The organism is Janthinobacterium sp. P210005, from assembly GCF_036231865.1.
GTDB lineage: Bacteria > Pseudomonadota > Gammaproteobacteria > Burkholderiales > Burkholderiaceae_D > Janthinobacterium > Janthinobacterium kumbetense.
In genome coordinates, this window is record NZ_JAZARC010000007.1 from 70933 (window position 1) to 86648 (window position 15716).

The 15716-nt window shown below is 62.9% G+C and carries 15 protein-coding genes; 9 read left to right on the forward strand and 6 right to left on the reverse strand.

Going from position 1 to position 15716, the window contains the following annotated elements; genetic code table 11:
- Nucleotides 1-18: 18 nt before the first annotated feature.
- Together VPH40_RS24355 and VPH40_RS24360 are read right to left on the reverse strand one after the other, a co-directional pair.
- Entirely contained in the window at nucleotides 19-1239 is a 1221-nt protein-coding gene (locus tag VPH40_RS24355; protein ID WP_251351138.1) for a maltoporin, read from the reverse strand.
- A 238-nt stretch (nucleotides 1240-1477) separates the two neighbouring features.
- Nucleotides 1478-3028 carry an MFS transporter gene (locus tag VPH40_RS24360; protein WP_328574734.1) on the reverse strand — a complete coding sequence of 517 codons (1551 nt, stop codon included), beginning with the start codon at nucleotides 3026-3028 and terminating at the stop codon, nucleotides 1478-1480.
- Between the two features lie 133 nt (nucleotides 3029-3161).
- Between VPH40_RS24360 and VPH40_RS24365 the strand changes: the two genes are divergently transcribed.
- The 3 genes from VPH40_RS24365 (at nucleotide 3162) to VPH40_RS24375 (ending at nucleotide 7250) form a co-directional block, all read left to right on the forward strand.
- Nucleotides 3162-4088: a LysR family transcriptional regulator gene (locus VPH40_RS24365; RefSeq protein ID WP_328574735.1), complete on the forward strand. Its 927-nt coding sequence runs from the start codon at nucleotides 3162-3164 to the stop codon at nucleotides 4086-4088.
- Between the two features lie 313 nt (nucleotides 4089-4401).
- Nucleotides 4402-5523, forward strand: a complete 1122-nt coding sequence (locus VPH40_RS24370) for a patatin-like phospholipase family protein (protein WP_328574736.1) — start codon at nucleotides 4402-4404, stop codon at nucleotides 5521-5523.
- Between the two features lie 80 nt (nucleotides 5524-5603).
- A complete protein-coding gene (locus tag VPH40_RS24375; RefSeq protein ID WP_099664592.1) occupies nucleotides 5604-7250 on the forward strand; it encodes a methyl-accepting chemotaxis protein in 1647 nt (548 codons plus the stop codon).
- Nucleotides 7251-7467: 217 nt separating this feature from the next.
- Here VPH40_RS24375 and VPH40_RS24380 read toward each other — a convergent pair whose 3' ends face one another.
- Nucleotides 7468-8061 (reverse strand): lysozyme inhibitor LprI family protein, encoded by a 594-nt coding sequence (locus tag VPH40_RS24380; protein WP_251351142.1) that lies wholly within the window; start codon nucleotides 8059-8061, stop codon nucleotides 7468-7470.
- Nucleotides 8024-8440 carry a hypothetical protein gene (locus tag VPH40_RS24385; protein ID WP_180278579.1) on the reverse strand — a complete coding sequence of 139 codons (417 nt, stop codon included), beginning with the start codon at nucleotides 8438-8440 and terminating at the stop codon, nucleotides 8024-8026. Before VPH40_RS24385 ends, VPH40_RS24380 begins: the two co-directional genes overlap by 38 nt.
- Nucleotides 8441-8813: 373 nt before the next feature.
- Between VPH40_RS24385 and VPH40_RS24390 the strand changes: the two genes are divergently transcribed.
- The 6 genes from VPH40_RS24390 to VPH40_RS24415 all read left to right on the forward strand — a co-directional run bounded on the left by VPH40_RS24390 (nucleotide 8814) and on the right by VPH40_RS24415 (nucleotide 13406).
- A complete protein-coding gene (locus VPH40_RS24390; protein WP_328574737.1) occupies nucleotides 8814-9278 on the forward strand; it encodes an SRPBCC family protein in 465 nt (154 codons plus the stop codon).
- Nucleotides 9279-9554: 276 nt separating this feature from the next.
- A complete protein-coding gene (locus tag VPH40_RS24395; protein ID WP_289899026.1) occupies nucleotides 9555-10325 on the forward strand; it encodes a creatininase family protein in 771 nt (256 codons plus the stop codon).
- A 54-nt stretch (nucleotides 10326-10379) separates the two neighbouring features.
- Nucleotides 10380-11651 carry a YVTN family beta-propeller repeat protein gene (locus VPH40_RS24400; RefSeq protein WP_099664588.1) on the forward strand — a complete coding sequence of 424 codons (1272 nt, stop codon included), beginning with the start codon at nucleotides 10380-10382 and terminating at the stop codon, nucleotides 11649-11651.
- Nucleotides 11652-11767: 116 nt separating this feature from the next.
- Entirely contained in the window at nucleotides 11768-12139 is a 372-nt protein-coding gene (locus tag VPH40_RS24405; RefSeq protein ID WP_328574739.1) for a VOC family protein, read from the forward strand.
- A 27-nt stretch (nucleotides 12140-12166) separates the two neighbouring features.
- Complete coding sequence (locus tag VPH40_RS24410; RefSeq protein WP_099664586.1) at nucleotides 12167-12487, forward strand: hypothetical protein; 321 nt, start codon at nucleotides 12167-12169, stop codon at nucleotides 12485-12487.
- A gap of 280 nt (nucleotides 12488-12767) precedes the next feature.
- On the forward strand, nucleotides 12768-13406 hold the full coding sequence (locus VPH40_RS24415; protein ID WP_099664585.1) for a phasin family protein: 639 nt from the start codon (nucleotides 12768-12770) through the stop codon (nucleotides 13404-13406).
- 106 nt (nucleotides 13407-13512) lie between these two features.
- Here VPH40_RS24415 and VPH40_RS24420 read toward each other — a convergent pair whose 3' ends face one another.
- Both VPH40_RS24420 and VPH40_RS24425 read right to left on the reverse strand, forming a co-directional pair.
- Nucleotides 13513-14529 carry an alpha/beta hydrolase gene (locus VPH40_RS24420; RefSeq protein WP_328574740.1) on the reverse strand — a complete coding sequence of 339 codons (1017 nt, stop codon included), beginning with the start codon at nucleotides 14527-14529 and terminating at the stop codon, nucleotides 13513-13515.
- A 105-nt stretch (nucleotides 14530-14634) separates the two neighbouring features.
- Nucleotides 14635-15525, reverse strand: coding sequence for a LysR family transcriptional regulator ArgP (locus tag VPH40_RS24425; protein ID WP_034785706.1), 891 nt, complete (start codon nucleotides 15523-15525; stop codon nucleotides 14635-14637).
- Nucleotides 15526-15716: the final 191 nt, after the last annotated feature.

The following is a 15716-nucleotide window of genomic DNA, read 5'->3' on the forward strand; positions in this document are numbered from 1 at the left end:
CGTTCTAGCGGCCTGCGATTACCACCAGCTTTCCACTTGGAAACCGACGGAACTGCCGTTGGTCTTGCCACCGAACACGCCGGTCGACGACAGCGCCGATTCCGCGGCGGCGGCCGACTGGGCTGCCTTGTTCCATTTGGCGTAGGTGTAGAAAGCGCGCAGCACGGGGCGCGACCAGAAGCTGTTGCCGGCCGACAGTTGCGGCGCGAAGGTCAGCTTGGTCAGGTTGCGGCTTTCGCCGCCTTCCGGCTTGACGATGTCGTGGCCCAGTTCCACGGCCAGGCTGTAGTTGTCCGTGAAGTGGTAGACGGGACGCGCGCCGATCGACGTCCACTTGCTGCTCACGCCTGCCGATTCCTTGTCTTCGTAGACGAAGGTGCCCATGCCTGACCAGGCGCCTTTGGGCTGGATCATGATCTGTTCCGTCAGGCGCACGACCTTGTCATCCTTGTTGGCGCCCAGGCTGAAGCCGCCCGTGTTGGCGGCGCTGCCCTTGCCGTACTGCAATGCCACCTTGTTGAAGCCGCCCAACAGATTGCCTTGCGTATGCATGATGGTCAGCAAGTGGCCGCTGGCGATGGGGGCCGCGCCTTGCGCATTGCGTTTCTGGTTGAATTGCAGGCCCAGGGTCAGTTCGCCATCCGGGTTGACCTTGATGCCGGAGAAACGCAAGTCGTGGGACAGGCCCATGCGCTTGCTGTCGCCGTCATCGGCCGTGCGCACGATGGCGTAGGCCAGCTTGGCGGCGCCCAGGTCGATGTTTTCCAGGCCGGCACCAGGGCCGCTGTTATTCCAGAAGTAGTAATCGGTGATGTGCACGTCCTGGCGGTCGTAGTAGCGCTTGCCGACCCAGGCGCGCGCTTCGGCGAAGGCGCCCGTGCCGATCTTGTCGGCGACGACGTTCATTTCGCGCCACGACGGGTCCGATTGCTCCCAGTCCTGGTTCTGGTTGACGGAGAACGCCACCAGGGTATTGATGCGGAAGGTGGTGCCGTTGGCAGCCTTGAAGGCTTCGCCGCCGAATTTCAGCTCGCCGTAGGTTTCGCACTCATTGCCCAGACGATACTTGGACGAGGCGCCGGCCAGGCCGAAACACGCTTCCTTGCCGCCTTCGCTGCTGGTGCCGAAGCCCGAGCGGATGTAGCCGCCGAAATCGATCGGCAGGGCGGCCTGGGCGGCCGAAGCGCTCAAGGCCAACGCCACGGCGGCAGGCAAAGTTTTCAAGAAATGTTTGTTCATTGCGTCTCCAGTGTTTTTATAGGTGTGGGATCGGTGCGCATAACTTCGCACAACCAAAGCGCTTTAGTTATGTTTCAAAGCGCTTTGAGTATAGTTCAAAGCGCTTTGATGAGTAAACTAGTTTTATCTTTGAAAACTTTTGAGGTGTTGCGGAGAAGCATCAAAGGCGGGCGGCGGCGCGTGGGCGCCGCCGGGTATGGCGGGGAGGGGGATGGCTGTCGCGGGAAAGCCGGGCCGCTTAGTTTGGCGCCTTGCAGGCGGGCAGGGCGGCCGTGTCCCTTGCGGCATCGGCCACATTCGCCGGATGGCGCAGGAAGGCGAGGATCAGCAGGGCCGACGCCGTGGTGATGCTGGCCAGCACATACAGCAAGTGGCGGAAGGCGGCGCCATAGGCTTGCGCCAGTTCGGCGGCGCCGACCTGGGGCAACAACTCGCCCGCATGGCGCAGCTCGCCCAGCGCCAGGAAGGGCGCCGCCAGCGCCGCCTGCTCCGCACCGATGCCGGCAAGGCCGGCGCCGCCCAGCGCCGCCATGGTGAAGGTGCCCAGCAGCGCGCTGACGATGGCCAGCGCCAGCCCTTCGCCCGCCACGCGCGTCGTATTGAAGATGCCGGCCGCCATGCCGGCCCGTTCGACGGGCACGACGCTGATGGCCAGGCCATCCATCAAGCCCCAGGGCAGGCTGATGCCGCAGCCGATCAGCAGTAGCGGCCCCAGCAAGGTGGCGGGCGACTGGCCCGGCGCGCAGGTGGAGAGCCACAGCAAGCCACCCGCCGCCAGCAGCAGGCCGCTGGCGCAGATGTGCGCGGCGGCGAGGCGCTGCGCCGCCATGCCGGCCAGGATCGGCAGCACCAGCATGGGTGCCGACAGGGCGATCATCATGCGTCCCGCCTCCAGCGCGCTGTAGCCTTCGATGCCGATGAAGCGGGCCGGCAGCAGCACCAGCAGCACGACGAAGGAAAACGCGGGCGCGGCCGCCAGCAGTTGCACACCGGCAAAGGCGGGCAGGCGGAACAGGGATAAATCCAGCATGGGCCGCGCCGCGCGCCGCTCCACGCGGATGAAGAGGGCCAGCAGCAAGGCCGCAGCACTGAACAAACCCAGGCTGGCGGCGCTGTTCCATCCACTGTCGGGCGCCTGCAGCAAGCCATAGGTAAACAGTGACAATGCGCCCGTAAACGTCAGGGCGCCGGGCCAGTCGACGCCCTGCGCCTGCGGGTCGCGCGATTCGCGCATGGCGCGCGCGGCGGCCAGCAGGGCGGTCAGGCCGGCCGCGGCCGTGGCGACAAAAATGGCGCGCCAGCCCGTGTGTGTGATCAAGGTACCGGCCAGGAAGGGACCGAAGGCGAGGCCCACGCCGAAGGCCGTGCCGATCAGGCTGAAGGCGCGCGCGCGGGCGGAACCGTCGAATTCCTGCGCCAGGGCCGCCAGTCCGCTCGACAGGGCCATGGCGCAGCCCAGGCCCTGCACGGCGCGCAGCACGTCGAGCCACAGGATGCCGGGCGCGGCCGACAGGGCCAGCGCGGCGGCGGAAAACACGCCCATGCCCAGCACGAACACGCGCTTGCGGCCATAGCGGTCGGCCAGCGCGCCGGCCACCATCAGGCAGCCGCCAAAGCTGAGCATGAAGGCATTCGTGATCCACGCCAGCGCGAGCGGCGTGCCGTGCAGGTCGGCGGCGATGGCGGGAATGGCGATGGCCGGCCCCGTAAAACTGAGCGGCATGCATAGCGCGGCCAGGCAGACGGCCGCCAGCACGAAGGCGCGCCGGGCCGGGGAGGCCGGCTTCATACGGTGATTCGTATCCATGGGAATGATTCCAGAAAGAGGGAATCCGATGATAATATGGACGTAATCAATGAAAAAGTGGTTGAAAATCCACTCATAACGGACAAATATTCCCCAATCAACATGGCGAGATGACATGGATAATCTGAACGGCATTGCCGCCTTCGTGCGCGCGGCGGAAACGTCCAGTTATGTGGCGGCCGGGCGGCTGCTCGGGGTGTCGGCCTCGGCCGTGGGCAAGAGCGTGGCGCGGCTGGAAGAAAAGCTGGGCGTGCGCCTGCTCAACCGCAGCACGCGGCGCATCAGCCTGAGCAACGAGGGGGCGCTGTTTTACGAGCGCTGCCAGCGCATCCTGGCCGACCTCGGTGATGCCGAGGCGGAACTGTCGCACCTGGCCGAGGCGCCGCGCGGCAAACTCAAGGTCAGCCTGCCCGTGATCGGCTACCGCATCATCCTGCCCCTGCTGGCCGACTTTACGCGCCAGTATCCGGAGATCGAGCTCGACCTCGATTTCAACGACCGCCTCGTCGACGTGGTGGCCGAAAGCGTCGACGTAGCCGTGCGCAGTGGCACTTTGACGGATTCGCGGCTGATGGCGCGCGAGCTGGGGCCGTTTGCCTTCGCCATCGTGGGCTCGCCCGCGTATTTCGCCCGCCACGGCGTGCCGGCCACGCCGCGCGCGCTGGAAGGGCACGCTTGCGTGCGTTATAAATTCCCCACTACGGGAAAACTGCAGGAATGGGCGCTGCAGCGGGCCGGGGGCGACAGCGGCGGCGAGTTGCGCTTGCCGACCGCCTTGACCTGCAACAATATCGAAGCCTTGATCGGCGCCGCCACGCAGGGCGTGGGCCTCGCTTACCTGCCTGACTTTATCGTGCGCGACGCCATCGCGCGCGGCGAATTGCAAGCCGTGCTGGCCAGCTACCTGCTGCACTCAAGCAAGTTCTGGGTGCTGTGGCCATCGAGCCGCCACCTGTCGCCCAAAATTCGCGTCTTTGTTGACCATTTGTGTACCCACCTGCATTTTTCCGCGCCCCCTGCCGACCCTGCATCCTTCCCGTGATGCCCTTGGCCGCCGCGCCGGCGGCTGGTTGGGGAATATTCCTACCCCAAAGAGATTATTCCTAACAGCGCGGAATTTATATTTGCTGCACCGCATCAGGCAATGCCGCACGGCATCAACTTATACCCTTCCTGAATACCGGTCATTCGTTATGGAAATTGCCATAAGGAATTTATTTATGTTAATTTCATATCTGTTTCTGCAACATTGCATCGGCTGGTCGCTTGCGGGAACATGTGCAGGATTAGGCGCCATAAGCGTGTAGTAACCAACAATTAAGGGATGGTAACCCCGTTCCGTTCAGGGAGTGTGCATGAAGACAGTCACTACGACACCGCCGGATCTGGCGCCAGCCGCGCCAGCGAAACCGGCCCGTAAAACGGGTCTGCTGCTTGGTGGCGGCGCACCAAATTCCACCTTGATCGCCGGCGCCCTGGCCGCTTTCCTCGACGAAGGCATCGAGTTCGACGTCATTTCCGCCTCGGGCGCCGGTGTGTTGATGGGTTTGCTTTACACGACGCCGCACGAGGCGACGCCGCGCCAGGCCTTGCAAAGCTGGGCCGACACGGGCGTGGCCGACAGCATTTACAAGATGATCCCGATCAACTACAAGGTGTTCCAGAAGCCGGGCATGCACGCGAGCACTTTCCGCGACGCCTTCCAGCCGCCGGCCAACAATCCTTTTTTTCAGGCGTTCCAGCAAACGTTTGCGGGCGTGCCCACGGCCTGGTCGGACTGGGGCAAGCTGATGGTGTCGTCGCTGTCGCCGTCGGACCTGTCGGCGAAAAGCCTCGGCCTGTGCGCGCACTTGCCCTTCCTGGAAAAGGCCGTGGATTTCTCGGGCGTGGCCCGCATGCGTCCCGATTTCTACATCAATGCCTACAATCTCAGCGAACACCGCATGCAAATCTGGGGCAAGCACGAAATCGAACCCATCCACGTGCGCGCCGCGTTGTCGTTCCCGTTTCTGTATGCGCCCACGACCATCGGGGGCGACGATTACATCGAAGGCGCGGCGCTCGACACGCTCAATTTCGACCCGTTCATCGAAGGCAAGGGGGAACATGCTGACGCCGACACCCTGGTCATCCTCGATATCCTCGGTGACGAGCGCTTGCTGCGCAAGCCGCGCAACCTGTACGACGCCTGGGTGCGCTCCATCATCACGCCGCTGGTGAAGATTTCCAAGAGCGAGCTGCGCCTGTTCGAGCTCGAGCACAACACGGACGCGCGCACGGGCCAGCCCAAGCGGCGCTTGCTCAAGCTCGACCTGATGGGCGGCATCCCGGAGCAGCACTGGCCCGACACCCTGGACTGGTCCAGTTCGAACATGCAACTGCTGTTCGACGTGGGCCACAAGGCGGGCATGGCGTTTTGCCGCCAGCATGGCGACTTGCTGCGCCGCACGCCTGACGCTTCCCCGCTGGCGGCCTAGCCACCGATCCCCGGCCACCTGATCGGCAGCTATTTATCCTGCCTGGCCTTGCCAGGCCACTCTTTTTACTGTGAAACACCATGAATATCACCAAGCAATTAATTCTGACTCTCACCATCGCCTTGCTGGCCCTGCTATTGCTGGGCGCCGGCGGCGCCATCCAGCTGCAGCGCGCCCAGGAGCGTTTTGACACGGTGCAAAACCGCATCATCCCCAGCATCCAGGGCTTGAATGCGGCCAAGGGTTTCCTGGCCGATTCGCGCCTGGCCGGCTACCGCCTGTCCGTGTTCTCGAATTTGGCCGACAAGACGGCGCTGGACAAGGCCGTGGCCGATGCCAACACGAATTTCGACAAGGTCATCACCACCTACCGCGCCGAGCGCCTGTACGATGCGACGGACAGCAAGATGCTCGATGCCGACCAGGCCGCCATGGAAGCCTACCGCCGCGCGCTGGTGCCATTCTTTGCCGCCGCCTACGCAGGCGACATGGATGGCGTGCGTGCCACCTTGCTGGCCGGCACGCCGCTGGCCATCACGGCCGCGGCCGCCAAGAAAAGCATGGATGACCATATCGCCTACAACAACAAGCTGGTCGATGACGTGAAAGCGGAAAGCCTGGCCGCCTACGATACGGCGTTCAACACCATGCTGGCCGTGCTGGGCGTGGCCGTGCTGCTGACGGGCGCGCTGGCCTGGCATATCTACCGCACCATCAGCGGCGGCCTGGGCGATATCGAACACACGCTGGAGCGTGTCAGCGCTTCGCTGGACCTGTCCGCCGCCATGCCCGTCGAGCGCATGGATGAAGTGGGCCGCACGGCCACCGCCTTCAACAAATTCCTCGAGCGCATCGTCGGCGTGATCGCCACCGTGCGTACCTCGGCCGATACGGTCAGCGTGGCGGCCGCGCAGATTTCCGCCGGCAACGCGGACTTGTCCGTGCGCACGGAGCAGCAGGCGTCTTCCCTGGAAGAAACTGCGTCCAGCCTGGAAGAGCTGACCTCGGCCGTGCGTCAGAATACGGACAATGCGCGCCAGGCGAATTCGCTGGCCGTGTCCGCTTCGGACGTGGCCCGCAAGGGCGGCGCCGTGGTGGCGCAAGTGGTGGGCACGATGGGCTCGATCAACGAATCGGCGAAGAAGATCGCCGACATTATCGGCGTGATCGACGGTATTGCCTTCCAAACCAACATTTTGGCGTTGAATGCGGCCGTCGAAGCGGCCCGCGCGGGCGAACAGGGCCGCGGCTTTGCCGTGGTGGCCACCGAAGTGCGCAACCTGGCGCAGCGCTCGGCGGCTGCCGCCAAGGAAATCAAGGGCTTGATCGAGGATTCCGTCGACAAGGTCAACACGGGCAGCGCGCTGGTCGACCAGGCGGGCGCGACGATGGAAGAAATCGTCGCCAGCATCCGCCGCGTGACGGACATCATGGGCGACATCGCCAACGCCAGCCACGAGCAAAGCGCCGGCATCGAGCAAGTGAACCAGGCCATTTCGCAAATGGACCAGGTCACCCAGCAAAATGCGGCCCTGGTGGAAGAGGCTGCTGCAGCCGCATCCTCGCTGCAAGACCGCGCCGTCGAGCTGGTCGACGTGGTGGCCGTGTTCCGCCTGCGTGGCGACGCCCAGGCAAAACCGTTGAAAGTGGCAGGCGGCTTGCCGGCCCCGGCTTCCGCCTCAGCCAGCCGGCGCCTGGCGCTGCCTGGCCGCAGCGCCCGCGCTTAAGCTTGGAAATTACCCCGGTACGCCGGGGTTTTTCTTTGGTGACGGTGCTGTTCCATGGGGGAACGTTGATGTTGGGATGGCAAGGGGCAGGGCGCCGCCTGGTTCCGCGGCAGTCTGGGGGCATGCTTGCCTTGTACGCGCGTGAGTCCGCAGTCCAAAGCGGACATAGCAGTCGAAGCGCGTTAAGACGGGAGTAAGCCATCAAGCTGGCCCCGTGTCATAACTTGCCTGAAGCAGGAGTGCGTTTGCGCTCTGGCAAGTTGAATCCCGTTTTATAAAACGCATCCTTGAATTCTACGCATCCATTACAGGGCCTAACGGTTTCTAATGCCGATATGCGCTGTTCAGTCAGTTGCATCAAACATAGGTCCATCGAAAAATGGTAAGCACTTCCACCATGCATCGCCTTGTTTTGGAACTTGCACTCCGCGTCGCGGAAAACAAGCCATGCACGTTGCGCGCTTTGCAGTCCTTGTGGCTTGGCAAGCGCGTACATCAATGTCTTGTAGATGACGTTTAAACGCGTGTCGGATTCTTTTAGTTCTCGACTCATGCAGAAAGTATTTTCAAGATTATTACTTTCTTCGCAATGCTCCTGCTTTATCGATGCCATATCGCTTTGTTGTTCGGAGGCATTGGTCAAGGACGACAGCGAAAGGCACAAGAAAATAAGGCCCAACATGGACAACCGGCTTAAAACAGCAATTCCCACGAGCACTCGCTCCTTCTGATAATTGATCGTATTGAGGTCCGCTCCTGGCCTGACCCGGTTGTTAATCAAAGATAATTCGCTGTCCCACTTCGAATTCATTCTCGTGGCAGTAAAACAGGATAAGCGGCGTGTCCTTCGAATAAACCATTGCGTCGTCACGTGAAGGGACAAAAATATCCGACCAATTCTCGACCAGGAACACACTGCTGCACAAGAAACATTCGTCTTCTCCAAACACGACGATGAGCTGCTGGTTTCCTAGCACACGGGCACGTAACCACTTGCTTGCGATGGCCGCATCCTCTCCGGATGCGAGCCGCTCGATCGAATCAACGGTGTTAACGTTCAGGCCGAGATGCGTCCTCGAGTCGTGAAGGCCTGCTATCTCATAGGCGCGGCGGGCATCCTCGGCATTCAGCCAGGCGATATCCGCTGAGTGATGCTGTAGTTCCTGAACCCGCCAATGTGCTGTGTTCATCATTTCTCAAAGTTTCATATGCTCGTGGTTATGGCGAGCAGCGCGGTCGAATCCGGTGCATCGCTTGATCCTGGCGCCAAACAAGGCTGTCATCATGGCCCGGCTTTATCTGCGACCAGTATAACCAGAATCTAATTCTATTGGCATGATAAAAAAACAGTGTATCCTGCAATTCCAGCAGATATATTTTTTTGTCGAGGCAAAGAAAAAGCTGCGGCATTTGTTTTTGCTGGCGAAGTATCTTTGAACTGGCGCAATGGCATGGCGATATTGTGTAATGAATGCTATGCCGCAGGCCAATATGCAGACACTGCGCGGCGCCGGATAGCAGACCCAGTTACTTTCACCACAATGATAGGGAGATTCCCAATTGATGCAAATCAAAGAAAGCATCCACATTGCAGTCCCGCCCAAGGTCGTCGACCAGATTTGGAGCGAGGTCGACCGATGGCACCTGTGGGATCCGGATACAAAGCAAGCCCGGCTCAATGGGCCGTTCGCGGTGGGGACGCATGGCAGGATCGTTCCCAGCAAGGGCATGGGCATTCCGCTGCTGGTCACGGAGCGCACTGCCGGCCGCTCGTTCACCGTCGAGGGCCACATCCCCCTGTTCCGCATCCACTTCGAGCACACGGTTGCCGCCGTCAATGGCGGGTCGGAAGTCGTTCACCGCGTGTGGTTTACGGGAGCGCTTGCCTTTCTGTTCGGCCCAGGCGTTGCCAGGCAAGTCAGGGACGGGCTTCCCAGGACGATGCTTTCGCTGAAGGCCTATGCCGAGAAGCGCAACGAAACGCTCCATGATGGCGAGGCGGGCAGGGCGGACGCGACTATAGCCTGATAGATAGTTTCCCCTCGTCAATTCCTTGCAAAGCACTGCAGCAAATTAACGTGCCGTTCCCGTCATGATGGAATACAATTCTTGCGTGGCAGCCAGCTTGCCTGGCAAGGCCGGGCACGGCACCACGCTTTGACCTCGGAAAGATGTTGGCTTATGACTCTGCAGTTCCCCCAGCGAACGGCGCCTTGCGCGCCATCCACGCTCCGCCTTTCACGCAAGCCCCTCGTTTCCCTGTTCGTCCTGACGTTTTCATGCCTGCTGCTCACGGCGCCCGTCATGGCGGCCACGCCAGCCAGCGGCAGCGTCATGCTGGAAGAACTGACCAGCACGGAGTTGCGCAGCCGTATCGACCATGGCGCCACCACCGTGCTGGTGCCGATTGGCGGCGTCGAGCAGAGCGGGCCGTACATCGCGCTGGGCAAGCACAATGTGCGCGCCGGGCTGCTGGCGCGGCAGATTGCGCAAAAGCTGGGCAATACCATCGTCGCGCCCGTCGTTTCCTACGTGCCGGAAGGCAGTATTTCGCCGCCGGCCGGCCATATGCGCTTTGCCGGCACGATCTCGATACCGCCGGCCGCCTTCGAAGCCGTGCTGGAAGGGGCGGCCGCCAGCCTGCGCCAGCATGGTTTCCGCGACATCATTTTTCTCGGCGACCATGGCGGCTATCAAAAGAACGAGCAGAACGTGGCGAATAAGCTCAACCGCGCCTGGGGCAAGGCTTCCGCCGGCAAGGAAGCGCGCGCTTACGCCTTGCTCGATTACTATGACATCACGCAATCGGCCTATATTGCCGAACTGCAGAAGCGCGGCCACAGCAGCGCCGAGATCGGCCTGCATGCCGGTTTGGCGGACGCGGCGCTGATGCTGGCGACGGACCCGTCGCTGGTGCGCAGCGAGGCCATGGCCCACGGACCCAAGCCTGGCGTGGCGGACGGCGTGCGCGGCGACGCGACCCGTGCCACGGCTGAACTGGGTCAGATCGGTATCAAGCTGCAGGTGGACACCTCGGTGGCTGCCATCAGGCAACTGCTGCAACGACCTAAATAATTCCGCTGGAAGTGCTGAACTTCCGGCTTTTGCAACGAAACGACGCGAAATCACATGAAAAAATCTCAACGACGCACCATCGTCACCTTGTCCGCCCTGGCTGCCGCACTGGCCGGCCTGGGCGTGGCCAGCCAGGTCATCGGCGCCAGTACGCCGGCCCCGGCCGCCGCAGCGCCGGCCGCCGCCTATTCGCCGCTGCCGGGCATGCCGCCGCTGGTGGACCCGAAAAACGTGTATGGCAGCATTGCCAGCAGCAATATGAGCCCCGTCGTCAAGGATCACTTGCGTCGGGTGTACGTGCCCAACCTGCGCTCGAACGACGTGTATGTGATCGACCAGGACAGCCTGAAAGTGGTGGACAAGTTCAAGGTGGGCAGCGGCCCGCAGCACGTGGTGCCGTCGTGGGACTTGCGCACCCTGTGGGTGGCGAACAATGCCGAGCGCACGGACAAGGGCAGTTTGACGCCGATCGACCCGTTGACGGGCAAGCCGGGCAAGGAAGTGCCCGTCGATGATCCCTACAATATGTATTACACGCCGGACGGCAAGTCGGCCATCGTCGTGGCCGAAGCGCGCCACCGCCTCGATTTCCGCGATCCGAAGACCATGGCCGTGCAGTATTCGATCGACACGCCCCAGTGCGGCGGCATCAACCATGCCGATTTTTCCAATGATGGCCGCTACGCCATGTTCACCTGCGAATTCGACGGCACCATCGCCAAGATCGACCTGGTGGGCCGCAAGGTCGACGGTTACCTGAAATTGCAGATGCCGGCCAAGCGCTTTGCCGAGTCCGGCCCCGTGGGCGGCCCGGCGAATGAAATCTGCAGCGTCAAGAAGGGCATGCCGCAAGACATACGCATCTCGCCGGACGGCAAGAAATTCTTCATCGCCGACATGGACGCCGACGGCGTGCACATCGTCGATGGCGCCACGCTGAAGGAAATCGGCTTCATCCAGACGGGCGTGGGCGCGCACGGCCTGTACCCGAGCCGCGACGGCAAGAAATTGTACGTGGCCAACCGCGGCACGCACCGCATCCACGGCAAGCCGAAGGGCAAGGGCAGCGTCAGCGTGATCGACTTCGCCACGGAAAAAGTGGTGTCGAACTGGCCGATTCCCGGCGGCGGCAGCCCCGACATGGGCAATGTGAGTGCCGATGGTAAATATCTGTGGCTGTCCGGCCGTTTCGACGACGTGGTGTACCGCATCGATACGAACAGTGGCGACGTTTCCAAAGTGAAAGTCGGCCAGGAGCCGCACGGCTTGACCGTGTGGCCGCAGCCGGGCCGCTATTCGCTGGGGCATACGGGCAACCTGCGCTAGGCGAGGCGCGTGGCGCTCCCTGGAACCGCAGTGCCGGGTCTGCAGTTATGCTTGCCTAAAAAGCAATGTTGGCGCATACTGTATTCCCCATTCCACTACCTTCAGGGAGCACCAGCATGATTCTTGATCACATCGGTTTGAATGTCAGCGATGCACAGGCCAGCAAGGCCTTCTTTTCGGCCGCCCTGGCGCCCCTGGGCGTGTCGCTGGTGATGGAAGTGCAGGGCTGGGTCGGCCTGGGCAAGGATGGCAAGCCCGATTTCTGGTTCGGCGTGGGTGGCGCGCCGCATGCCGGCATGCATCTCGCCTTCGCGGCGGATAACCGCGCCCAGGTGGATGCTTTTTACCAGGCCGCACTGAAAGCGGGCGGCAAGGATAACGGCGCCCCCGGTATCCGCGAAATCTATCACCCGAATTACTACGGCGCCTTCGTGCTGGGCCCCGACGGTCACAATGTCGAAGCCGTCTGCCACCATCCCGAACCTTGACGCCGGTCATTACCTGAAGAGAGCAGCATGAAGCACAGCGCCACCCTGTTTGCCGACGATGCCGGCCGCTATGCCTATGTGAAAGCGGGCTTTTCCTGGCCGGCCCTTTTGCTGGGCTCGTTCTGGGCCGTCGCCAAGCGCCGCTGGTGGCTGTTGCTGCTCATGCTGGCCATGGATGCCTGCCTGTGGTTTGGCAGCCACCTGGCCACCGAACTGCGCATCGGCCCGATGATGCTGCTGATGGCCGCCGCGGAGCTCAGTTACCTGCTGGCGCGCGGCTGGTATGGCAACCGCTGGCTGGAAGCCTCGCTGCGCAGCCGTGGCTACAAGCCCGTCGTGCCAGGCTGAGCGTGCCTGGCACAGATTTCCCATCACGTCACTGACGTTTGCCAAAGGCAAGCCGTCCAGCCAAAACTTTCTGCGCAGCCTAGCGCACCTTTGATCCAGATCATCCCTCAACTGCGGTGCTCACGTAGCCTTGGGACTCGCGTTGCAAAGCATCGTCCCACCAATCGGATATGTTTTTTCGCGTTTCGTGGCGTAGCCCGGCCGTCTGCCTCACCGTTCGACAGCCGGTGGTGTCGCCATCTGTTTATGTCCACCCAACCGCTATTTAATGAGGAACTCCATGTATCCATATTCCCGTAGTGTTACCCCCGCCGCCAAAAACCACCTGGAAGCGCAACTGGCTTTTTTCAATGGACTGTCGAAGTCGCTGTTCCAGTCGGTGCAGCACTTCAGCGACCTGAACATGCAACTGGCGCAAGGCTTGCTGGAAGAAACCGCAGTCACCAGCCAGAACCTGCTGACGGTCGAGCGCGCTGAAGATGTGTTCCAGGTGGCTGCCGCGGCGGGCCAGCCTGCCGCCGAGCAACTGCGCAAGTACCAGCAACAGGTGTCGCGCCTGGCAGCCGATACGCAGGTCGAACTGGCCAACGTGGCAGAGCGTCATGTGAATGAAACGAGCCGTACTGCCAAGGCGCTGGCCGAAGAAGTGGCCCGCACGGCGTCGGAAGAAACGGAGAAAAACGTGCGCAAGCAGCAGGAAGCCATGCAGCGCATCGCTGAACCGTTCCAGGCCTATCAGCAAAACGGCGCCAGCCGCGACCAGCAACGGGGCGCGCAAAGCCGTGACGGCCAAAGCCTGCAAAGCGGCAGCCACCAGGGCAGCCAGCAGTCGGCCGGCAGCGAAGGCTCGGCCAGCGGCAGCGTATCGCAAGCGGGTTCCGCACAAAGCAAGAGCAGCAGCGCCAGCCGTAAAGAGTAAGCACGCGGCTGCTTGCGGCTGAGCCGCTTCGCGAGGGCCGAGCCTTGAGCTGCGGCCAGCCGGCACGCAGCATCGTGCCTCCTGGTTTGGGCAGAGCGCCCGCCCTTCACGGGGCGGGTGTTTTGTCGTATGCGTGCAGTTCAGAGGCCGGCGTGGCCGCGCCAGGTGAGCGGGTGGGCACGGTGATGCTTGCCGGCACGGCTGTCTTCGGCGAGACGGCGGACAAGACCGCGTCACCGCTCCCGCTCCCGCTGTTGGCGTCGATGAAGACGCTGACGGCGTCCAGGGTGGGCGCCAGCCTGCGCAAGGGCGCGGCCAGCGTGGCGACCAGGGTGGCGTGACCCACGCGGTCGAAATACGTTTCCGTTACGGGCCGGGGCAGCGCACGCAAGGCCTTGGCCAGGCCGCCCGTGTTGCGTTGCGGATCGACCAGTTTATCCTGTCCGGGCAGGGGGGCGATCAGCAGGGCGGGCGGGGCTGCGGCCGTCACGTGGTGGATGGGCTGCGACGCGGCGGGCGTGTCCGGGTAAAAGAAAACGGGCCGGGTGGTGGTGTTTTCGATCGGCAAGAAATCATAGGGGCCGGCCAGGCCTATCCAGCCCCGCAAGTCGTGCGGGTGCATGCCGTGGCGCGCCAGCAGGCTGGCGTCGAGCGCCACCATCGCCGCATTGTAGGCGCCGGCGCTATGGCCCATGACGAACAGGCGCGTCGGGTCGCCGCCGTGGCGGCTCGATTCCATCGCGGCCCAGGCCACGGCGCGGGCCGCATCCTGCAGGATTTCGGGATAGTGCACGTCCGGATACAGCCGGTAGTCGGCGATCACGGCCAGATAGCCGCGCGCCGCCAGCGCATGGCCCACGAAGGCATAGTCGGCGCGCTCGCCCGTCGTCCAGTTGCCGCCATAAAAGAACACCACCACGGGCACGGGCCCCGTGCGGGTCTTGGGGGCGTACACGTCGAGTTTTTGCCGTGGCAGGGGGCCGTAAGCCAGGTCGCGCGTCACGTGCGAGGCGCTGCCGGACGAAAAGGCATTGATGGCCATCAAGGGCGAACAGGCGGCCAGGCCGGCAGCCAGCGGGATGGCCGCCAGCAAACCGAGCAGGGTGGTGCGCAGGATCGTCATGCCAGCTCCTGATGGTGAGGGTTGATGCTTGCAGTGTAGGCCAGGCAGGGCAGGGCGCATACGGGGAAGTTGCTGTATAGCATAGATAAATGTGGCATGCGTCAATCAATCCTGCAATAGCCATTTGCGCGCGGTGGCGATGACGGCGTCCGACAGGGTGCGCGTGAGCGGGGTCTGGATATCCCAGGCATGCCAGGTCAGGGGCACGTCGAGCGCCTGCCCGGCCGCCACGTCGACCAGCCTGCCGGCGGCCAGCGCCGTTTCCGCCTGCAGCAGGGGCACCATGCCGTAAGCATAGCCCGCTTCGATGAAGCGCACGAAGTCGCGCGCCGAACCGAGCACGTGGTGCGGATAGCGGCCCGTGTAGCCGAGCCGGTGCTGCAGGTAGCGCTCGTGCAGCGCATCCTTGCTGCCGAACGTGATGGCGGGCGCCTGGCTGACGGCTTCCACCGTAAAACCGTGGGGAAACCATTGCTGCGCGAACGCGGGCGAGGCCACGCACAGGTAGCGCATGCCGCCCAGCGGCGTGGCCGTGGTGCCCGCCACCAGGTCGTTGGCGCTGGTGACGCAGGCAAATACGCGCCCTTCGCGCAACTGGCTCAGGGTGTGGTCCTGGTCGTCGAGGCGGATATCGAGCAGGCAGGACGGCGGCGACAGCAGCGGTCCCAGCGCTTCCGGGATCCAGGTGGCGGCGCTGTCGGCGTTGACGGCGATGGCCAGTTCCGGCAAATGCGTGGTGGGGCCGGGCTGGGCGTCGAGCGCCGCTTCGAGCAGCTTGACTTGCCGGTAATGGGCGATCAGGCGCTGGCCCGCTTCCGTGGGCAGGGGCGGGTGGCTGCGGATGATCAATAAAGTGCCTTCCAGGTTTTCCAGGGTGCGGATGCGCTGCGACACGGCCGGCTGGCTGATCGCCAGCGCCTGCGCGGCCTTTTCAAAGCTGCCCAGGCCGATCACGGCGTCGAGGGCGGCCAATCCACGGTAATCGACGACGCGCATAAGTTTCTCTTATATATGGTTAGAATCATTCATTATACTTATATTTACTTTTTCTTTACACTGTTGAAATAGGGTAACAACTCCACTCTCCCGCGCGGTCCTGCTGGTACCGCTACACCCTCCACCTACCTTTGATGACTTTGCCGTTGCCGGCAGAGCGTGGGCGGCCGTGCGCGTGATGGAAAGCAATA